The following is a 20,661-nucleotide window of genomic DNA, read 5'->3' as shown; positions in this document are numbered from 1 at the left end:
CCTTGAAATGAAGATAACGGCCCTCGATATCCGTCAGAAAACCTTTGAAAAAGCCTTCCGGGGCCTTGATAAGGACGAAGTGCAGGCGTTTCTGCTCACCCTTTCGCAGCAGTGGGAGCGGATGGGCGACGAAAACCGCGAGCTGCGCGTGAAGCTCGACCACGCCACCCAGGACGTGAGCAAGATGCGCGAGGTGGAAACCAGCCTCTACCGCACCCTCAAAACGGCCGAAGACACCGGCAACAGCATCACCGAGCAGGCCCAGCGCGACGCCGAGCTGCGCATCCGGGAAGCCCAGCTGAAAGCCGAGCAGCTGCTGGCAGATGCCCGCCAGAAAGCCCGTCTGCTGGTGGAAGACGCCTATCAGCAGGCCGAGAAAACGGTGGCCGAGATGCAGAAGGAAGTGAGCGGCTTGGGCCAGGAGTGCCAGCGCCTCGAAACCCAGCTCGACAGCCTCGTGCGCGACCTGCACCACTTGGCCTCCGATGCGCTGGACAAGGTGGAAAAAGCCAAGGCCCGGCCTAAAGCCAGCACGGCGGCCATCCTTTCGCGGGCAGCCAGCGTAAAAGTGACCCGGACCTCGTCCGATTCACCTGAAAACCCTGCCCCAATGTTCGTTTCCACTGCTTCTACTTCGTCGGCCGCGGCCGTGGCCGGCGGTTCGGCCGCTTCGTTTGGCGGCTCGGCCCCGGCTTTTCCGGCGGCCCGCCCCACCGCCCAGCCCGGCGCCTACAACCCCAAGCCTGGCCAGCAGCCAGACCCCGGCCAGCCGGAAAAGCCCGAGCAGCCCAGCCAGCCCAACCAGCCCGAGCCCGAAATTGAGCGTCCCGGCTCCCCGGTGCCCGGTGCCCCCAACCCCGATGTGCAGCCCGACGTGCGGCCCGGCCGCACCGAGCAGCCGGAGATTCCGCAGCCGGTCCAGCCCATGCACCCCGGCCAGAACGACCAGCCCGTGATGCAAGCCGCGGCCGTGACGGCCGAGAAATCGTTTTTCGACGAAATCTAGAACGCTCCTGCAGAATCACTGATTTTGCAGAGTAGTCGGATTTCACGGATTTTGTAGCCGACCTTGCGCAGCCTTTCCTTCGGGAGAGGCTGCGTTTTTTTTAGCCGGCTTCAGCGGCGCGCTGGTTGGCAGCATTCGGCAGCAACGCTGCCTCGGCAGGCGCCTTTTTGGAGCACACGGCACACATTCACCCTCTCAACTTATACCACATGGGCCAGATTGCACTGGAAGGCATGGAGTTTTTCGCGTTTCACGGCTACTACGATGAGGAGCAGAAAATCGGCAACAAGTACGGCGTCGACCTCTACATCCGCACCGACCTGCACGCCGCCGGCGCTTCCGACAAGCTCCACGAAACCGTGAACTATGAGGTGCTCTACCGCGTGGTGGCCGAGGAAATGCGGGCCCCGGCGCGCCTGCTGGAGCACGTCGGCCACCGCGTGCTGGACCGGATTCTTCTGGAGTTCCCGCACGTGCGCTCTGTGAAAGTGAGCGTATCGAAGTTCAACCCACCACTGGGCGGCATCTGCCACCGGGCCCGCGTCACGCTCACGCGCCGCCGCGGCGAGCCGCATGGCCGGTAGCATGCGGGTAAAGCAACTGTCTTGATAATAGCGAATTGTGAATGAAAAAGCCGGCTGCAGTAGCCGGCTTTTTGCTTGAAGAAAGGTTATTACGAAAAAAATCGTAGATTAAGTTTGTATCTACGACATCATTCGTATATGTTTGAAGTACGAATGATATCGTAGAACCTCAAACGCCTGTACCCATGAGCGAAAAACCCATTCCAAAGCCCACCGATTCGGAGCTGGAGATACTGCAGGTGCTGTGGCAGCACGGCCCCAGCACGGTCCGGTTCGTGAACGACCAGCTAAGCCAGAAGCGCGAGGTTGGTTATACCACTACGCTCAAAATCCTGCAGCTCATGCTCGATAAGGTGTTGGTGCTGCGCGAAGACGATAGCAAAACTCACGTCTACCGCGCCGCTGTGCGCGAGGAGGAAACCCAGGGCCTGCTCCTCGACCGGTTCGTGGATGCCGCCTTTGGGGGCTCGGCCATGAAGCTGGTGATGCAGGCCCTCGGCACGCACTCCACCTCTTCCGACGAGCTGGCCCAGATCCGGGGGCTGCTTAATGAGATTGAACAACAGCGTCGTTCCACCTCCAACGATAAATCCGATGAGCCTGCTTGAACAATTTGGGTCGCCGGCGCTGATGCGCGCCTTGGGCTGGACGCTGCTGCACTCGTTGTGGCAGGGCGCATTGGTGGCCCTGGCCGCCGCCGCGCTGCTGATGCTGCTGCACCGCCACGCTGCCGCGCTGCGCTACCGGGTGGCCGCCGCCGCCCTGCTCACGCTGCTGCTGCTGAGCGGCATCACGCTGGGCTACTACTACAGCACGTTCCGCGCCGCCCCGGCTACGGAGGCGCCGTACACCGCCAGCCCGCCGGCCGACGAGCTGCCGGGCATGGCCGCGGCCGGCCTGAGCGCTGATGAAGCTGCCGTAGCTTCTGAAACTGGAGAAACTGCCGCGCCAGCTCCCAACCGGCTGCGCCAGCTGCTGACCACGGGCCAGCTCTACCTGGAGCGCAACATGCCGATAGTGGTGGTGGCCTGGCTGCTGGGCATGCTGGCCATGACACTGCGGTTTCTGAGCGGCCTGGCCTACGTGCAGCGGCTGCGGCGCTACCGGGTGGCCGCGCTGCCCGCCGAGTGGCAAACCCGCCTCGATGCGCTGGTGGCCCGCACGGCCCTGCGGCAGCCGGTGCGCATTCTGGCCTCGGGCCTGGTGCCCGGGCCGCTGGTGGTGGGCTGGCTGAAACCAGTGATTCTGCTGCCCATGAGTGCCGCTTCGGGCATGTCGGGGGCTGAGCTGGAGGCTATTCTGGCCCACGAGCTGGCCCACGTGCTGCGCCGCGACTACCTGTTCAATTTGCTGCAGTCGGTGGCCGAAATCCTGTTCTTCTACCATCCGGCCGTGTGGTTCCTGTCGAACTGCCTGCGCACCGAGCGCGAAAACTGCTGCGACGACATGGCCACCGAGCTCTGCGGCGATTCGCTGGTATTGGCCCAGGCCCTGGCCTCACTGGCTACGCTGCAGCATACGCCGGCTCCTTCGGCTTTCACGCCGCGCCTGGCTATGGCGGCCGCCGGCCAGCCCGGCTCGCTGCTGGGGCGGGTGCGCCGCCTGGTACAGCACCGCGCTACGGCCCCCACGTTTTCCGATGGTTTCTGGGCGGCCTGCGTGGTGCTGCTGAGCGTGGGCGTGCTCACAACCAGCACCGTGCTGTCGTTGAGTGCTGCCTCGTTCAGTACAGCCGTGGTTGAATCGGGCGCGGAAGCGCTACGGGAGCAGTTTGCTGACGGCCAGGACGAAGAAGAAGCGGACACTCAGGATCAGGTGGAGGCCCAGGCTGAAGCGCTGGAGCAAGGCAGCCCCGACGAAAATCCGGAGGACAAGGCCCTGACGGTCAACTACCGCGGCAATGAGCTGCAGCCGGGCTCCGATGACACGGTGGTGGTGTATGGCCAGGCCAATTCCAAGCTGCTCACCAAATCCGGCCGGGCCCGCCTCAACGAAATCAAGGGCCTGACGGTAGTAGTGAAAAACGAAGAAGGCGCCATTTCAGAAGTGTACGTGGATGGCAAGAAGGTGCCGGCCAGCGAGCTGCCCGCCTACCAGCAGGCCATCGCCAAAACCCAGCAGACCAACCGCGGCAACACCCTCGCCGACCGCCGCCAAGCCACCCGGGAGCGGATGGCGCAGCTTTCGCAGCGCATGAGCAGCGCCGCGCTGGCGGGCCGCGCCCCCACCGATGCCGACGCCGAGGAGCTCTCGCGTTTGGCCATGGCTGAGGCCGGCGAAGCCATGCGCAGCCAGTCCTGGTCTAGCCAGCCCGATATGGAGCAACGCTTTGCCAGTGCCGAAAAAACGCTGAACGAGCAATTGCAGGATGCCCGCCTCAACGACGAGCAGCGGGAGGAAATCCGGGACGAGCTGCAGAACGTGCGGCAGGAAAAACAGCAGATGCTGGAGCAGATAGGGCGCGACCAGCAAGAGGCCCAGCGTGACGCCGCCCAACAGGCCCGCCAAGATGCAGCTCAGGCCCGCCGCGACGCCCAGCAGGCTCGCCTCGACGCCCAACAAGCCGTGCGCGACCAGGACCAGGCGCGCCGGGATGAAGACCAGGCCCGCCGCGACCAGGAGCAGGCCCGCCGCGACGCCGAAGATGAGCGCTGGCGCCAGGCGCTGGTGAGCGAGCTTAAGCGCGACGGCCTGATCCGGAACTCAGACACTTACAGCTTCTCGCTCAGCGCCACCAGCCTCACCGTGAACGGCAAAAAGCAGCCCGACGCCCTGCAGCAGAAGTACCGCAAGCTCTACGAAGACCGCACCGGCCGCAAGATCAGTGCTACGGGCTCCATCAATATCCAGCAGCAGAGCAACGTGAGCGGCAGCCGCTACAACCTGCCGGCCCCACCCCGCCCGCCCCGTGCGGCGGCTCCGGCAGTACCGGCTGTGCCTGCTGTACCTTCGGTGCCGGCAGCACCTGCGCCACCCCGCCTCGATTCCGACCAGCTTCGGGAAACGCTACGCAAGGATGGCTTGATCGAAAAAGACGCCAAAGGCTTTATGTTTCAGCTCAACAACAAGGGACTGGTGGTGAATGGCGAGCCGCAGCCGGCCGCTATGGCCGACAAATACCGCAAGCTGCTGGGGCACTCTAACAGCCAATCCAGTAACACCAATATCAATATTTCCGTGAGTGAATGAGGTGTGTCGGTGAGTTGGCTCCGGCCGTCGCTGCAACGGCGGCCGGGGCTGCTGCCCCGACTACTTTAAAACTTAATATATAGTTCAAGCAACGGTTCCCGAACGGGCCGCATCTATAGCCCAAACCAGCCCCAACTATTGTCAGGCTGGCTCCCGTTCCTATTTATGTGCGCGCCCTATGTGTCGCGCCGCGCCCCGTGCGTCGTCCCTTGATTTCCACCGTTTGATTCACTTCTCCTCCCGTCGATCTGTCGTGATGCGCATTCGTATGCCCTTTTTTCTCTTCCTGCTGAGCCTTTTGTGCATGGCCGGGAAGGTATCGGCCCAGCAGCAGCCGGCTCCGGCCGCTACGGCGGCCGCCACCACGCTGGCTCCCAAAAAGCAACTACAGGCCATCCGGATTACGGAAGCCATCAAGCTGGATGGCGTGCTGGATGAGGCCGTGTGGCAGCAGGCCCCGGTGGCCACGCAGTTCATCCAGAACCGCCCCAACCCCGGCCCGCCCGAAAAGCACCCCACCGAGGTGCGGATCCTCTACGACGATGCCAACCTCTACATCGGGGCGGTGATGCACGACGTCAGTGCCGACTCCATTCTGCGGGAACTGACTCCGCGCGACGAGTTCGGCAACACCGACTTCATCGGTATCTTCCTCGATACCTACCAAGACAAGCTCAACGGCTACGGCTTTTTCGTGACGACGGGCGGCGTGCAGATGGATGCCCGCTACTCGCCGGCGGGTGGCGAGGATTTCAACTGGAATGCCGTCTGGGACTCGCGCACCAGCATCCGGGGTACTGATTGGATTGCCGAGATGCGCATTCCGTACTCGGCCATCCGCTTCAGCAGCCTGCCCGAGCAGCAATGGGGGCTGAACTTCATGCGGCAGCGCAAAAAGGAAAACCAGGCCTTCTTCTGGAACGAGGTGAAGCCCGCCGTGGATGGCTTCGTGAACCAGTGGGGCACGATGACCGGCGTGCGCGACGTGAAGCCGCCGCTGCGCCTCTCGCTCACGCCCTATATTTCCAGCTACGTCAACCACAACCCGCTCAGTGAAAATGGCGCCCGCCCTACCACCACGAGCTTCAACGGCGGCGCCGACATCAAGTGGGGCATCAACGAAAGCTTCACCCTAGACGCCACGCTCGTGCCCGACTTCGGGCAGGTGCAGAGCGACAACCAGGTGCTGAACCTCTCGCCCTTCGAGGTGCAGTTCAACGAAAACCGCCAGTTCTTCACCGAAGGCACCGAGCTGTTCAACAAGGGCAACCTGTTCTACTCGCGGCGCGTGGGTGCTACGCCCGTCGGGTTCTATGATGCCGAAGGACAACTGCGCGCAGGTACAAGGGATGCGGAAGGCAAGCGCCAGCCGGGGGAGGAGCTGATTACGAATCCGGGCGAAACCCGCCTGCTAAATGCCACCAAAATTTCGGGTCGTACCAGCAAAGGCTTGGGCGTGGGCGTGTTCAATGCCATTTCCAACGACGTGTACGCCGTGGCGCGCGACAGCGCCAGCGGTGCTAAACGCAACATCCTGACGCAGCCGCTGAGCAACTACAGCATTCTGGTGCTCGACCAGAGCCTGAAAAACAACTCCTACGTTTCGCTCATCAACACCAACGTCACGCGGGCGGGCAGCACCTACGACGCCAACGTAACTGCCGGCCTGTTTCGGCTGGCCAACAAGAAGAATTCCTACGCCGTGACGGGCCAAGTGAACTACTCGCGGCGGCGCGGCAACGTCTTCGGTTCCGACACGGTGCAGATCGACAACCGCGACGGGTACAAGTACAACCTCGACGTGAGCAAGATCAGCGGCAACTTCACCTACGGCGTCTCGCACGGCATCGAATCGGACACCTACGACCACAACGACCTGGGCATTCTGTTCGGCAACAACGCCATTACGCAGGGCGTGTACGGCAACTACAACATCTACAAGCCCTTCTGGAAGGTGAACCGGCTGAACACCTATTTCGGCGTCGACCACAAGATGCTTTACCGGCCCACCAGCTTCCAGCGGGTGAATTTCTATAGCGGCCTGAACACCACGTTCACCAAGAGCTTCCTGAGCATGGGCCTCAACCTCAACGTGGACCCACGCAACCGCGACTATTTCGAGCCGCGCAAAAGCAAGCTGGGCGAATACTACGTGCTGGTGCCGGGCAGCGTGAACGTGGGCGGCTACATTTCCTCGGATTACCGCAAGAAGCTGGCCCTCGACGTGAACGTGGGGCTGCGCACCTACGCCCGCGACGAGCGGCTGCCGGAGCGCCCCCGCCGCATGGGCTACGGCCTGACCGTTTCGCCGCGCTACCGCGTCAACAACAAGCTCAACTTCCGCTACGAAATCGACTGGAACCTGCGCCAGAACCAGATTGGCTATGTGAATGGGGGCCTCAGCAGCGAAGAGCCGCTCGACTCGGCCGTGATCCGGCAGCTTGGGGGCAACGTACCGCTGGGTTTGGCTCAGAAAGATGTGCTGCTGGGTCGTCGGCAGGTGGTCACGGTGTCCAACGTATTGTCGGTGGGCTACACGTTCACCAACCGCATGTCCCTGACGGTGCGCACGCGCCACTATACCAGCACCGTGCGCTACAACGATTTCGCCCAGCTTCGCCCCGGCGGCGAGGAAACGCCCGTAGACTACCGCCGCAACCGCGACAACACCTACAACGCCTTCAACATCGATGCCGTGTACTCGTGGTGGTTTGCGCCCGGCTCGCAGGTGAGTATCGTCTGGAAAAACGCCAGTACCAATGAGCTACAGGCCAATGAAGCCACGCCGCTCTACTTCGACAACCTGAGCAACACCATCAATACGCCGCACAACAACAACGTCAGCATCAAAATCCTGTACTACCTCGATTACCTGGCGCTGCGCCCTAAACGCGGGTAGCAAAACCGTCCTGACTGGCGGAAGCTTCTGGCCCCACTGGTGGCCTGGTCACTCGCCGCACTTTTCTTGCTTCTGGTAATTCCTCTCGGCAACGGCTGCAGCTGCTGCCTGGGAGTGGTATGTCCGGTCCCGGGCATGCTGCGGGCCACCAGTCCATCTCAACGGTTGCTAGCTGAGTTGAACAATTCTATGAGAATCTACGGCCTCGTCTTCCTGCTGCTGCTCCTGACGCGGTTTTCAGCACAAGCCCAGCAGTTTCGGGTTTCTTACACAGCGGCCGCCCATGCGGGGCCATTTACGGGCAATGTGCTGCTATTCTTGTCCAAGAAGAATGTGCAGCCCAAAGACCAGCCCGGCTGGCCGTGCTACCGGTTGGCGGTGCGCAATGTGAAGCCCGGCGAAACTATCGTCTTTTCCGATTCGGCGCTGTCGTATCCCACGCTGCTCTCGCGCCTGCCGCGCGGCGACTACTACGTGCAGGCCGTGTGGGATTTGAACCTCGGCGGGCGGATAATCGGGCAAAGCACCGGCAACCCCTACAGCGCAGCCCGCAAGGTTTCGCTGCAGGCTAACGATGAAATATTCACGCTGGACTGCAGTCAGGTGGTGCCGGCGCCGGTGTTCGTCGCCACCAGGTTCTGCAAGGAAATCAAGGCGCCGTCGGCGCTGCTCAGTCGGTTCCACCGCAAGCCTATGTCGTTGGATGGGGCCGTGATTTTGCCCGCCGACTACTATCGGCACCCGCAGCGGCGCTATCCGGTGCTGTTCACGGTGGGCGGCTTCGGCGCCGACTACCACCACTACTCGCGCTCCGAAAGCACCGACACGCTGCCGGCCACGCCCATCGATACCATTGCCTGCATCCGGGTGTATCTGGATGGGGCCAGCGCGCTGGGGCACACCGTGTACGCCAATAGCGCCAACAACGGCCCCGTCGGCGACGCCTTTGCCACCGAGTTTCTGCCGCTGCTCGACCGGCAGTACCGCACCAACGGCGGGCGCGTGCTGCGCGGCCACAGCAGCGGCGGCTACACGGTGGTGTATTTGATGACGCACTACCCGAAGCTGTTTGCCGGCGCCAACGCCAGCTCCCCCGACCCGGTGGATTTCCGAAACTTTATGCGGACCAATCTTTACCAGGACCTCGAAAGAGTGGAAATGGTGGATTCGCTGACTTATGGCGAGGTGCTGCCCGTCGCCGAGGCCTACGACCGGCCCAACATCGTGCACCGGCTGGAAGACATCATCTATCGGGGCGAGCAGGAGGTGTCGTTTGATGCGGTATTCGGTCCCAAAGGGCGCAACGGCCTGCCCAAGCCGCTGTTCAACTCCACCAACTCGCTGGACCGGCAGGTGTTCCGCCACTGGAAACGCTACGATCTGACGCAGTACGTGCGCCAGAACTGGCGCCGCCTCAAGCCCGACCTGAACGGCAAACTGCGTCTTGCCACCGGCAACCAAGATACCTACTTCCTGAACTTCTCCGTGATGCTCATGGAGCAGGAAATGAGGAAGCTGGGCGCCGACATGCCGTTTGCCTATTACCCCGGTGACCATTTTTCAGTCGTGACGGCGGAATACAAAAGGGCCGAAACCCAGTGGTTGAAAAAGACCTACCAGCAGTGGCTAGCCCAGCACCCGCAATAACGCCCGCTGTCGTCTTCAGATAATGGAAACGGCCCTGCTCACGTACCGCGAAGTTCCACTCCGCGGCACGTGAGCAAGGTAGCACCGGGAAGTCACGAAGCACCGTGCAGCCAGGAAGTGCTGGGAGGTCGCGAAGTAAAACTTCGCGGTACGTATGAGGGTGCTCAGGCCTAGCCAAGCTGCGTTACAGCCCTAGCAACTCTTCCGCGGCGCCGAAGGCGGACTTGCGGCCGTCCATCACCTGCTGCTGCACCTCGGCGAGGCGCTGGGCCACGTCGGGGCGCTGGTAGAAGCGGGTTTCCAGAGTTTCGCGGATGGTTTCGTGCAGCCAGTGCAGGTTCTGCTCCTGGCGGCGGCGCTGGAAGTAGCCGCTTTCCTGGGTTTGCTGCACGTAGCGCTGCACTACCTCCCACACCTCCGGCACGCCCTGCCCGGTCACGGCTGAGCTGGTTGTGACGACGGGGCTCCACTGGCTGGGCGCGAGCGGGTAGAGGTGCAGGGCGTTCTGGTACTCGGCGCGGGCGCGGCGGGCGGCCAGCTCGTTGCCGCCGTCGGCCTTGGTGATGGTCACGGCGTCTGCCATTTCCATGATGCCCTTTTTGATGCCCTGCAGCTCGTCGCCGGCGCCGGCCAGCATCAGCAGCAGGAAAAAGTCCACCATGCCGTGCACGGCGGTTTCGCTCTGGCCCACGCCCACGGTTTCCACGAAGATGACGTCGTGTCCGGCCGCTTCGCAGAGCACCAGCGCCTCGCGGGTGCTGCGCGTGACGCCGCCCAGGCTGCGGCCGGCCGGCGAAGGGCGGATGTACGCCTGCGGGTGCGCGGCCAGCTCGTTCATGCGGGTTTTGTCGCCGAGGATGCTGCCGCCGCCGCGCTGGCTGCTGGGGTCAACTGCCAATACCGCCAGGCGCTTGCCCTGCTCGCGCACCAGATGCAGGCCCAGGGCCTCGATAAACGTGCTTTTGCCCACGCCCGGCACGCCCGTAATGCCCACCCGCACCGACCGGCCGGCGTGGGGCAGCACCACGTCCAGCACCTGCTGGGCTAGGGCCTGGTCGGTGGGCAGGGTGCTTTCCACCAGCGTGATGGCCCGGCTGAGCATGACGCGGTTGCCGGAGAGGATGCCGTCGGCGTATTCGGAAACAGAGAAGCGCTTGGCCAAGGGAAAAATGTAGCGTAAGCTTTAGCTTGCGTCGTCGCCCGCCTGTGCGGGGCCTGTTTCGGGTTTCCCGACGGCTCACGGCGCAAGCTAAAGCTTACGCTACATTTTTCTGCCATGAAATTTTCCCGCTACCTGCTGGGGCCGCTGCTGACGCTGGCCGCCGCCGCGCCGCTGCACGCCCAGAACGAGCTCAGCAACTTCACGGCCACCGGCCGCGGCGGCGTCAGCACCACCTTCGCCACCGACTACCAGGCCATCGGCATCAACCCGGCCAACCTGGGCCGGGTGGGTGGCTCGCGCGTGGCTTTCACCATCGGCGAGGCCGGGGTGGGCGTCAGCTCCCAGTCGCTCACGCGGGACCAGCTGCGCAAGTTCGTCTACAACACCAACGACCCACTGACGCCCGCCGAAAAGCGCAGTCTGGCCCAGGCCTTCACCTCCGACAACGCCGCCAATCTCAACGCCGACATCACCACTGTGGGGCTGGCCGTGCAGCTGCCCGGCCTGGGCGGCATTGCCGTGAGCCACCGCCTGCGCACCGCCGGCCACGTCGGCCTCAACCAGAATGCCGCCGAGCTGCTGTTTCTGGGCCGTGATGCGCCTATCTACGCCAACGCCAGCGCCAGCAACATTCCGCTGGTGTCGGAGGCGCTGGCTGGCACCGACATGCAGTTTGCCGCCACCAGCGAGTTCAACGTGGCTTTCGGCCAGCGTCTGATTGATCTGCCGCTATTTCAGCTGTCGGCGGGGGCGGGCTACCGCTACATTCAGGGCATCGGGATTCTAGATGTGCGCGTGCAGCCCGGCAACCTGCAGGGCTACAGCTCATTGTCGCCGGTGTTCGATATCGACTACGGCAACCTGACCACCAACCCCAGCTTCAACTTCAAGGCCCGCACCAGCGGCCTGCAGCCGGTGGGCAAGGGCAACGGCTTTGATGTGGGCGTGGCGGCCGAGGTGGGCAAGTCGCTGCGCCTGGGTTTGGCCGTGACGGACCTGGGCAGCATGACCTGGGACGGCAACCTGCTCACGGCCAACGACCAGAAGCTCAAGCGGCTGAATTCGGCGGGTATCGGCAGCTATAACTTCATCAAAGAAGCCACCGAAATCTTCGCCTCCGGCACCGACAGCCTGTTTCAGTACCAGACCGGGCTGGAGCGCAAGGCCAGCCTGCCCGCCAAGCTGCGCGCCGGCGCCGGCTTCCGCGTCAGCGAGTTCTTCGAAACCGGCCTTGATGTGACCTTGCCGCTCAACGACGTAGCCGGCAACCTCACCTCGCCTTTCATCGGCGTGGGCGTCGACTACAAGCCGCTGAGCTGGCTGCGCCTGAGCAGCGGCGTAACGGGCGGCGCCGGCTACGGCCTGAGTTTGCCGCTGGGCTTCACCATTGCCACCTCGGTCTACGAGGCCGGCCTCAGCACCCGCGACGTGGTGGGTTTGCTGACTTCCGAAAACCCGTATATATCTGTGGCTACAGGGTTTCTGCGGTTTAAATTCGGGAAGATTCAGTAGGCTGGAAAAGAAGAGAGAACGTCATGCAGAGCGGAGCGAAGCATCTCGCCAGTGTGGTAGAATCACTACACTGGCGAGATGCTTCGCTCCGCTCTGCATGACGTTCTTTCTTACTTGCCGGGCTCCGTGATGAAGTTGGGCAGGCCCAGCTTGCTGCGGCGGCCGCCCAGTTTCAGGCCGTCGTCCACGTACTTGGCGGCGTCGGAGTTGGGGTTCTGGATGATGCCCAGGAACTGGTTGTCTTCGCGGGCCACATAGATGTTGCCGTCGGGGGCGCGCTGCAGGGAGCCCACTTTGCGGTTCGAGGATTTGCCGATGACCGTGGCTTTGCCGGTTTTCAGGTCGAACTGGAAGATCTGGGCCTGGCCGCCGCCTTCGCCGTTGCTGGAGCCGTAGAGCTTGCTGCCATCGGGCGAAAACTCCACGCCGTAGGCTTCGGGGTAGGGCGCGAAGGCCTTCACGTTCTTCACCAAGCCGGTGCTGCGGTCAAAGTCGAATATCTCGTATTTGTTGGCCTCGCGCCACAGAGCCACGGCCAGCTTGCGGCCGTCGGGCGAGAACTTCATGGCGCCAATGGCGTTGCGGCCGGGGCCGGCGTGCATGCTGCCCACGTTGCTCATGATGGGCTTGCTCTGCACCCCGTCGGCCGTCACCAGGAAGCTCACGAAGGCGCTGGAATTCCAGCGGTGGGCCACAATCCAGACGTCGCGGCCGTTGGCGTGGCGCACGGCGGCCAGCTTCTCAGCCACTGGCGTGATGAGAAGGGCGTTGGAGCGGGGCACGTCGCCGAGGCCGTTTTCGCGGGTCATGTCGACGGTGGAGTAGCGCAGACCGTTGGGGCCGCCCTGGGCGCCCGCTGTAAACACGTAGAACACGTTGCCGGAGCCGGGGTCGGGTACGATGAGGGCGCTCTGGGTGCTGGAGTTGGAGCCCATCAGCTTGCGGCCGTTGGGCATCACCTGGTGCTGGCGGTTGAATACGAACTCGCCGTTGGTGTAGAACAGCAGCTGGCCCTGGGCGTTGGTGGCCACCGCCGACCCCTCATAGGTAGTCATTTTACTGGTTATCAGCGGGGTAGGGGCGCCGCCATCGGCCGGGAACGTGAGGCCGGCCTGCTGGCCAAACAGCCAGATGGACTGTTCGCGCTGGGCCTGCGCCGTGCTTGCGCACAGCAGCGCCAGTACCGGCAAAAGCAGAAGACGTTTCATGGAAGTCGTGGTAATCGTCATAGGAACCAGTAAAACGCAATTTCGTGCCAAAGTGATGAGAGGAAAGTAAGAACGTCATTCCGAGCGGAGCGAGGAATCTCGCCAGTGTGGAAACTAAAGGAAGTGTGCTCACCATATACTACATCTGGCTCCCACTTTCCTTTTTCCTTCTCGGAGAGGGGGCCGGGGGGGGGAGGCGCACGTCAGCACGCGAGATTCCTCGCGCTGCTCGGAATGACGTTCTTACCTATCACCTCATAACCTCATAACCCCATCACTTCAAACCAAAAATCAAATGTCCCATTCGCCGGCAAGCAGGCGGGGGAGAAGGGGCTGCAGGATGCGGTAGCTGGCCCCCCAGAGCGGTACGGGGCTGTTTACGCGGTAGAAGGGGACGCGGTGGGGGGCGGGCCAGCCGGCCAGCTGCCACGTTTCCTCGGCGTGGTTGGCAGCATCGGCCAGGTGCAGTAGCGGAATCTCCAGCACTTCCTCTACCTCGCGGGGCTGCCACTGCCAGGTTTCGGGCCGTTGGATGCGGCCCAGAAACGGCGCAATGCGGAAGCCGGTAGGCACGGAAATGGGGGGCAGCTCCGCCAGAACTTCTATGTCTGCGGCCGGCAGGCCGACTTCTTCCTCAGCCTCGCGCAAAGCTGTTGCCAGCAGGGAGGCATCAGTGGGCTCGGGCTTGCCGCCCGGAAAGGCCAGCTGCCCGCCGTGCACGCCGAAGCTACTGCGGCGCACCATCACGAGCTGCAACTGGCCGGCGTCGTCGCGGAAAACAGGCACCAGTACGGCGGAATCACGCAGAATCTTTGGAATCGGAAAATCAGGCATAACGCAACAGCGCCGACGCGGGCAAGTCCGCGTCGGCGCTGGCAAGGTACGGCCCCGCGCTGGCTTGGGGCAACGCGGGTGCTACAGCCATTTAGTAAATGTAGCCGAGGGCCGTGCGGTCATTGGCGTTGAACGGGCGGTTCTGGCCACTGCCGATGCAGGCCAGCATCCACGAATTCGGGTCGGCGGCGGATGGCGTACCGGGTATCAGAACGGCGCCCACGGTGCTGGCTCCCTCGTTGGAGGTGGCGCCGCCGCAGCTGTAGCTCCGGTCCATGTAGTCGGTGTGGCGGAAGCCGATGCAATGGCCGATTTCGTGGGCCAGGATGGTGGCAATGTAGGTGGTGGGGTTGGCCGTGCCAATGGACCGCGAGTTAACCTTCACCTGATTGAATGGCTCGCCGGCACTGGTGGGGAAGCCCGCTGAAGCCAAGTAGCTGCCACTGGCGCGTACAATGCTTATGTTGCCGCCCGCACTGACCCGCGAAAAGGTGATGCGCAGGTTTTCGGCGTTGAACCGGCGTACTACTTCGTCGATTGCTGTGATGTAGGCGCTTGGCAGCTGGCTGGAAACGCTGATGGTGATGGTGCGCGTGCCGCTGACGGTATTAGTGGTGCGATACTGCTCATCCTGGCCCACACGTAGCAGCTGCACGGCCGCTTGGTTGCTCAAGTCAGCCGGCGACAGCAGAATATCACCTTCCACTACGTAGTTGCCGTCTTCGTCGCGCTGCACGTTTTCAGCACTAAAACCGAGCTGGCGGATTTGCGTCAGCGCATCGGCGCTGATGTCCTGCGCTTGGTTTACGGCGGCCTCTTTGTCGGAGCAGCCGCTCAGCAGCACGGCCGTGGCCAGTGCGGTCAGAAACAGGGGGGCTTTCATACGGTAGAGTTGGGTTGGTTGTGGAACAATGCGAGTAATATAAACAATTATTGATACAGCAGAACACTAGGGTATTATAGCTTGGGTAAGTGGGCTTTCGGGCGGCGAGCCGGCCAGGCGCTAGTGCACCACGTAGGTGCCCTGTTCGTTCACACTGACCTGCGGCAGCTGGTGCGAATCCTCGAAATGCTGATAGCCGGACACCAGATTTTGCCAGAAAGCCAGGTGCGGGCTGCCCACGCGCCGCGCCAGATTTTCGGCCGTCATGTCAAACGGAAAAATGTGCACGGCAATAGCGGTCTGGCCGGCGGCGCGGGCCTCCACCGCCAGCACGTACAGCTCTCGAATGCCGGCATCGGTGATGGGCAGGCAGCCGATGGTGACGTCGGAGCCGTGCAGGAAAATGTCGCCGCCGGGGTCGGGGCCGGCGTGGCGGCGGTCGGCGGCGTTGGGGTAGTCGAGGCCCAGCGACAGGTGGTACTCGCTGTCGGGGTTGAACCGGTCGATGTGGTAGAAGCCCTCTGGAATCTGCCGGTCGCCGGACCGGCGCTTGGGGCCCAGCGTGCCCGAGGTGCCGGCCAGCCGGTAGGTGCGCAGCAGCACAAACTGGCCCGCGTTCTGCTCGCGGCCCCACACTTCCACCCGGCGGCCCACTTTAAAGGCCCGCACAAACAGCTCCAGCCGCTCGGGCCGGATGCCGTTGCGGCGCAGCAGCTGGTGCACGCTGGTCTGGTGGAGGTGGTAGGCCGCCCGCACCCGCTCGAAACGGAGCTGCTGCTGGCGGAAAGCCGGATCGGGGGAGAGGGCCGTGGATGCCGGGGCACACAGCGTCAGCAGCAAAGCCGCAGCCAGCAGGGCAAGTAAGCGCATAGAATACTGGGAAAAAAAGGGAGAGCCTGAAGGGCAGAGCAGGCGTTGGAACGCTGGGCGGATAGGTGGTAGTATCGGGGTTAGAATATATAGAGCCAGCGAGGCGCAGCGCTATTAGCCGGCCTGGCCAGGATTTGCGTACTGCCGGCATGGCTCCTACTCTTCCTTCCGGCTCCTACGCCCCCGATCCGCTGGGCCCCGATTTCGAGCAGCGCCGCCTGCCGCAGCCGCCCGACTACGAAGGGCCCGTGCAGGCAGTGCTGGTGCGCGCCACGGCCGCGCCCGCCACGGGCCGGGCGGTGCTCTACGTGCACGGCTTCAACGACTACTTCTTCCAGACCGAAATGGCCGCCCAGTACACCGCGCACGGCTACCGCTTCTATGCCCTCGATCTGCGCAAATACGGCCGGGCCATCCTGCCGCACCAGCACCCCAACAACGTGCGCAGCCTCACCGAATACTTCGCCGACCTCGATGCCGCCCTGGCCGTGGTGCGCACCGAGGGCGGGCAGCAGCTGGTGCTTAGCGGCCACTCTACGGGCGGGCTGATTGTGGCCCTTTATGCGGCCGCGCACCCCAACGCCGGGTTTACGGCGCTGGTGCTCAATAGCCCGTTTCTGGAGCTGCACCAGGCTCGCATCAAGCAACTGGGCGTGCCGCTGCTTACGGCGCTGGGGCGCGTGTGGCCCAACCTGCGCGTGCCGGCCGGCCTCTCCGATAGCTACGGCCAGAGCCTGCACCGCGCCTACCGCGGCCACTGGGACTACAACCTGGCCTGGAAGCCCAACCACGTGTTCGGGGTGAATGCAGGCTGGCTGCGGGCCATACGGCAGGGGCACGCGCAGGTGCGGGCCGGGCTGGGCATTGCCACGCCAGTGCTGGTGCTGCACGCCAGCCGCACCGCCGTCGGCCGGCAGTGGTCCGATGACTTCCAGCGCGCTGACATCGTGCTCAATGTGGCGCACATCCGGCAGTTGGCGCCTCGGCTGGGTTCCCACGTCACGGTGCGCGAAGTTCCCGACGGCATCCACGACCTGTTTCTCTCGGGGCCGGTGGCGCGGGAGCAGGCTTACCAAGCCGTGTTTGCGTGGCTGGCGCAGGTGCTGCCGGCGTAAAGTGAGAGGCGGTAAGCTGTCTGGCTACTTTTCACCGGAACGTCATGCTGAGCGCAGCCGAAGCATCTCTACCGCAGTGCTAATCAAAGAAGCCCGCCAAATGTAGAGCCGCTTCAGCCTGACGGCTTGCCCAATGCCAGACCAGCGCCTCTGTCTGCTTCCATGAAACATGTGCCAGCGCTAACAGCTTCTAGCTTTATGCGCCCTGCTTTTGTGTATATCGGCCTGCTGGCTGCTTTCCTGATATATCCCGTGTCCATTCCGGCCCAAACGGCTCCCAAACCAACTTCCGTGGCTGCCCTGGTGAAAGCTAGCCGCTGGCAGCAGCGTGTGCTGCTGCTCTACGCGCCCACCGCCACCGACCCTGCGCTGCTCCGGCAGCAGAAGCTGCTGCGCACCGTGGCCCCCGAGCTGGAGGCCCGCCAGCTGATAGTGCGGGAGTTGTTGGGCAGTGCGCTGCCGGCCGCCGACGCGCGCTACCTCACGCAGCAGCTGGGTATGGCGCCGGGAGGCTTTGCCGTGGTACTGATTGGGAAAGATGGCGGGGTGAAGAAGCGCGCCACACAGCCTCTGACGCCCGCCAGCCTGTTTGCCACCATCGACGCCATGCCCATGCGCCAGCAGGAAATGCGCCGACAACCGTAGCTTCGGCGCCTGAATCTTTGGGCCTCTACCACGATGTAGAGACGCATAATTGCGTCTCATCGTTGAACAACAGCCCGTCTTATGGCGCGAACAATGAGACGCAACCAGGCGTCTGAACACCAAGCCCACGGCCTCTCAACCTTTCCGAAATAATGAACACCACGCAGCTATTTGCCTTCCTCACGGAGCTGGCCCGTCACAACGACCGGGATTGGTTTCAATCCCATAAACCCACCTACGAGCAGTTGCGGCGCGAATTTGAAGCGGCCGTGACCGGCTGGTTGCGCGAGCTGACGGTTTCCGACCCGCGCTTGGCCGGGCTGGAGCCCAAGAAGACCCTGTTCCGCATCTACCGCGACGTGCGCTTTTCCAAAAACAAAGACCCGTTCAAGACGCACTTCAGTGCCTATTTCTCGGAAGGCGGCAAGGCCGGCACCGGGCCGGGCTACTACGTGCAGCTGGGCCCCCAGGGCCAGACCATGCTGGCGGGGGGCATCTACGTGCCCGAAAAAGACCAGCTAACCCGCATCCGGCAGGAAATCGACTACAACGGGCCGGTGCTGCACCAGCTGCTGGAGGCGCCGGAGTTCCGGCGTTACTTCCCCGGCCTCGGCGGCGAGAAGCTGAAAAAAGCGCCGGCCGGCTACCCCGCCGACCATTCTGATGTGGAGCTGCTCAAGCACAAAAGCTTTGTGGTGAGCCACCACATTCCCGATGCTACCGTGCATCAGCTCGACCTGGATACCTACGTGCCCGCCGTTTTCCGGGCCATGCAGCCGTTCTGCGAGTTTCTGCGCGAAGCCGTGGAGTAGCGCCAAGCAGCCGGACGGCCGGCGCAAAATGCGTGGCCGTCCGTCCGGCACGAGCGGCTGGCGCTTACCTTCGCGTGTGCTCAGCTCGTTTACGCATGATGTGGTGATTGTGGGCGCCGGTCCGGCCGGGGCGGCGTGCGCGCTGGCGCTGCGCCACAGCGGCCTGCGCGTAGCGTTGCTGGACAAGGCCCGTTTCCCGCGCGATAAAGTCTGCGGCGACGCTATTCCCGGGCCCACGCTGCGCCACCTCAGCCGCCTCGATGCCACCTACGGCCCCGAGCTGCACGCCCTGCTGGCCCCGCACCGCACCGACACCCGTTACAGCCGCCTGCTGGCCCCCGGCGGCCGCAGCCTGCGCATCCGCTGGCACAACCCCGCCTTCAACTGCGCCCGCCTGCCCTTCGACGATGCCATGCTGACGCTGGTGCGCCGCCACACCGCTACCGAAATCCTGGAAAACTGTGCCATCCGGCGTGTTGTGCCCGATGAAACTGGCGTAACGATTCAACTGGCCGAGGCCGGCCGGGAGCCGCTGCGGGCGGCGCTGGTTATCGGCTGCGACGGGGCCAATTCCGTGGTGGCCCGCCAAGTGGGCGCCGCCGCGCAGCTCGACCGCGCCCACCACTGCGCCGCCGTGCGGGCCTACTATCAGGGCGTGGCCGATGCGCCCGCCGATACGTCGGATTTCTACTTCCTGCGCGAGTTCGGGGCGGGCTACTGCTGGGTGTTTCCGGTGGGCGGCGGGCGCTACAACGTGGGCCTAGGCGTGCTGTCGGAGGAAGTGGCGGCGCGCCGGCTTGATCTGAAGGCCGAGCTGCGGCAGCTGCTGGCCACCCATCCGCACCTGGCCCCGCGCTTTGCCGGCGCCGAGCTGCTAACGCCCATTACCGGCTTCGGGCTGCCGCTGGGCGGCTCCGGGCGGCCCGTGCACGGCCCCCGCTGGCTGCTCTGCGGCGACGCCGCCGCCCTCATCGACCCGCTGCAGGGCCACGGCATCGACAAAGCCGTGCACAGCGGCATCCTGGCCGCCGGGCAGGTGCAGCGCTGCTTTCAGGCCAACCGCTTCGACGAAGATTTCCTGAGCGAGTACGCCCGGCAGGTAGAGCAGCAGATCGGGCGGGAGCTGACGCGCCGCTACCGCCTGATGCAGCTGCTGTCCGGCAAGGCCTGGCTGGTAGACCTGGCGGTGCGGGCCGCCGCCTGGCCCTGGCTGCAGCGCCGCCTCGTGCGGCTGGTAGGGTAGGAGCCTCTTTGTCTGGCTTATTAAAGAATGCTGGTAGGCAGTGGTTTCGTGCGTGCGCAGCCGGGGCAGTAGCGCGAACTTTGTAGTTCGCGCCCCCGCGCCGTATCAACTGCCCTAACGGCGCGGGGACGCGAACTACAAAGTTCGCGCTACTGTGCGCCGCTTACTCGTCTTTCTGCTTCCGGAAATCGGGGTTGAAGTTGAGGCTTAGCTGCAGGGCGCGGTTGTGCTCGAACACCACGCCGTCGTCGTGCTGCACAATCTGGTTGAGGTAGCTGGCTTCAACACTCAGCGCCTCCGTGAACTGGTAGCCCAAGCCTGCGTAGATGCGGTTCTGGTTGAAAACCTGCGCCACGCCGGGCCCATACGCCAGAAATACCTCGTCGGAAGCCAGCGCGTAGAGCGTATTCGGTTCAATGGTGGGCTTGGTGAGCGGAAACTGCAGCTGCAGGCGGTAGCGCGAGCGGTAGTTGCGTGGCGCGTAGGCGGTTTCGCCGGGGTTGCGCAGCCAGCGGAAATCCTGGATGTAGCGGTGCGTGAGCTGCAGCCGCCCGATTTCGTCCTGCAAATCGGCGCGCAGGTAGAAGCGCCGCTCGTGGGTGCGGCCGGCGTCGGGGAAGTCGCCGTAGGGCAGCGAGAGCAGGTACACGTAGCCGGGCGTGAGCGTGAGGTTTTTGGTGGCGTGGTAGTTCAGCCCCAGCCGGTAGAAATACTGCTGCGGGTCGCGCAGGCCGTTGGTGCGGCGCAACTGAAACTCGGTATGCAGGCCCCAGCGTTTGGTCAGGCGGGCATCACTGAACCAGCCCAGCCAGACGTTGTGGTTGCGGTCCTGGATGGTGCCGGTGGGTTCTGGCTGGGCCTGGGCGGCGGCGGGCCGCAGCAGGCCGCCCGCCAGCAGTGAGCAAGCGAAAAGGATAAATGAGGTGCGCATGCGTAGCCTAACGTACTTCCGGCCGACTGGATGCCGCTGCCATTGCTTTACTATAAGCCAAAGCCGTCGGCTGCTTCCATTTTCAGCTGGAAAATACGTACTTCGGCAGGTTGGCCGTTAC

17 protein-coding genes are annotated in these 20,661 nt (G+C 63.7%); 11 read left to right on the top strand and 6 right to left on the bottom strand.

Going from position 1 to position 20,661, the window contains the following annotated elements:
* Nucleotides 1-7: 7 nt before the first annotated feature.
* The 6 genes from O3303_RS10615 to O3303_RS10590 all read left to right on the top strand — a co-directional run bounded on the left by O3303_RS10615 (nucleotide 8) and on the right by O3303_RS10590 (nucleotide 9,325).
* A complete protein-coding gene (locus O3303_RS10615; RefSeq protein ID WP_269558393.1) occupies nucleotides 8-1,006 on the top strand; it encodes a DivIVA domain-containing protein in 999 nt (332 codons plus the stop codon).
* 209 nt (nucleotides 1,007-1,215) lie between these two features.
* On the top strand, nucleotides 1,216-1,590 hold the full coding sequence (gene folB / locus O3303_RS10610; RefSeq protein WP_269558392.1) for a dihydroneopterin aldolase: 375 nt from the start codon (nucleotides 1,216-1,218) through the stop codon (nucleotides 1,588-1,590).
* 185 nt (nucleotides 1,591-1,775) lie between these two features.
* Nucleotides 1,776-2,198: a BlaI/MecI/CopY family transcriptional regulator gene (locus tag O3303_RS10605; protein WP_269558391.1), complete on the top strand. Its 423-nt coding sequence runs from the start codon at nucleotides 1,776-1,778 to the stop codon at nucleotides 2,196-2,198.
* On the top strand, nucleotides 2,185-4,779 hold the full coding sequence (locus O3303_RS10600; protein ID WP_269558390.1) for a M56 family metallopeptidase: 2,595 nt from the start codon (nucleotides 2,185-2,187) through the stop codon (nucleotides 4,777-4,779). Before O3303_RS10605 ends, O3303_RS10600 begins: the two co-directional genes overlap by 14 nt.
* 268 nt (nucleotides 4,780-5,047) lie before the next feature.
* Entirely contained in the window at nucleotides 5,048-7,678 is a 2,631-nt protein-coding gene (locus O3303_RS10595) for a DUF5916 domain-containing protein (RefSeq protein ID WP_269558389.1), read from the top strand.
* Between the two features lie 189 nt (nucleotides 7,679-7,867).
* Nucleotides 7,868-9,325: an alpha/beta hydrolase-fold protein gene (locus tag O3303_RS10590; RefSeq protein WP_269558388.1), complete on the top strand. Its 1,458-nt coding sequence runs from the start codon at nucleotides 7,868-7,870 to the stop codon at nucleotides 9,323-9,325.
* Nucleotides 9,326-9,509: 184 nt separating this feature from the next.
* Here O3303_RS10590 and meaB read toward each other — a convergent pair whose 3' ends face one another.
* Nucleotides 9,510-10,487 (bottom strand): methylmalonyl Co-A mutase-associated GTPase MeaB, encoded by a 978-nt coding sequence (gene meaB / locus O3303_RS10585; RefSeq protein WP_269558387.1) that lies wholly within the window; start codon nucleotides 10,485-10,487, stop codon nucleotides 9,510-9,512.
* Between the two features lie 114 nt (nucleotides 10,488-10,601).
* Here meaB and O3303_RS10580 point away from each other — a divergent pair, with 114 nt between their 5' ends.
* Nucleotides 10,602-11,999: a DUF5723 family protein gene (locus tag O3303_RS10580; RefSeq protein ID WP_269558386.1), complete on the top strand. Its 1,398-nt coding sequence runs from the start codon at nucleotides 10,602-10,604 to the stop codon at nucleotides 11,997-11,999.
* 110 nt (nucleotides 12,000-12,109) lie between these two features.
* Here O3303_RS10580 and O3303_RS10575 read toward each other — a convergent pair whose 3' ends face one another.
* The 4 genes from O3303_RS10575 to O3303_RS10560 form a co-directional block, all read right to left on the bottom strand.
* The gene (locus O3303_RS10575) at nucleotides 12,110-13,207 is read right to left on the bottom strand and encodes a TolB family protein (protein WP_269558385.1); all 1,098 of its coding nucleotides are present in this window, start codon (nucleotides 13,205-13,207) and stop codon (nucleotides 12,110-12,112) included.
* A 291-nt stretch (nucleotides 13,208-13,498) separates the two neighbouring features.
* Nucleotides 13,499-14,041 (bottom strand): NUDIX hydrolase, encoded by a 543-nt coding sequence (locus O3303_RS10570; protein ID WP_269558384.1) that lies wholly within the window; start codon nucleotides 14,039-14,041, stop codon nucleotides 13,499-13,501.
* Between the two features lie 91 nt (nucleotides 14,042-14,132).
* On the bottom strand, nucleotides 14,133-14,924 hold the full coding sequence (locus O3303_RS10565; RefSeq protein WP_269558383.1) for a M57 family metalloprotease: 792 nt from the start codon (nucleotides 14,922-14,924) through the stop codon (nucleotides 14,133-14,135).
* Nucleotides 14,925-15,044: 120 nt separating this feature from the next.
* A complete protein-coding gene (locus O3303_RS10560; RefSeq protein WP_269558382.1) occupies nucleotides 15,045-15,794 on the bottom strand; it encodes a L,D-transpeptidase family protein in 750 nt (249 codons plus the stop codon).
* A 149-nt stretch (nucleotides 15,795-15,943) separates the two neighbouring features.
* Here O3303_RS10560 and O3303_RS10555 point away from each other — a divergent pair, with 149 nt between their 5' ends.
* The 4 genes from O3303_RS10555 (at nucleotide 15,944) to O3303_RS10540 (ending at nucleotide 19,609) form a co-directional block, all read left to right on the top strand.
* Nucleotides 15,944-16,909, top strand: a complete 966-nt coding sequence (locus tag O3303_RS10555; RefSeq protein ID WP_269558381.1) for an alpha/beta hydrolase — start codon at nucleotides 15,944-15,946, stop codon at nucleotides 16,907-16,909.
* Between the two features lie 198 nt (nucleotides 16,910-17,107).
* Nucleotides 17,108-17,554: a DUF4174 domain-containing protein gene (locus O3303_RS10550; RefSeq protein ID WP_269558380.1), complete on the top strand. Its 447-nt coding sequence runs from the start codon at nucleotides 17,108-17,110 to the stop codon at nucleotides 17,552-17,554.
* Nucleotides 17,555-17,706: 152 nt separating this feature from the next.
* Entirely contained in the window at nucleotides 17,707-18,366 is a 660-nt protein-coding gene (locus tag O3303_RS10545; protein ID WP_269558379.1) for a DUF2461 domain-containing protein, read from the top strand.
* A 76-nt stretch (nucleotides 18,367-18,442) separates the two neighbouring features.
* On the top strand, nucleotides 18,443-19,609 hold the full coding sequence (locus O3303_RS10540; protein ID WP_269558378.1) for an NAD(P)/FAD-dependent oxidoreductase: 1,167 nt from the start codon (nucleotides 18,443-18,445) through the stop codon (nucleotides 19,607-19,609).
* Between the two features lie 163 nt (nucleotides 19,610-19,772).
* On the opposite strand, the gene O3303_RS10535 is transcribed toward O3303_RS10540, so the two are convergent.
* On the bottom strand, nucleotides 19,773-20,540 hold the full coding sequence (locus O3303_RS10535) for a DUF2490 domain-containing protein (RefSeq protein ID WP_269558377.1): 768 nt from the start codon (nucleotides 20,538-20,540) through the stop codon (nucleotides 19,773-19,775).
* Nucleotides 20,541-20,661: the final 121 nt, after the last annotated feature.

Source organism: Hymenobacter canadensis (genome assembly GCF_027359925.1).
Lineage (GTDB): Bacteria > Bacteroidota > Bacteroidia > Cytophagales > Hymenobacteraceae > Hymenobacter > Hymenobacter canadensis.
This window is presented reverse-complemented; position numbering and strand designations above follow the sequence as displayed.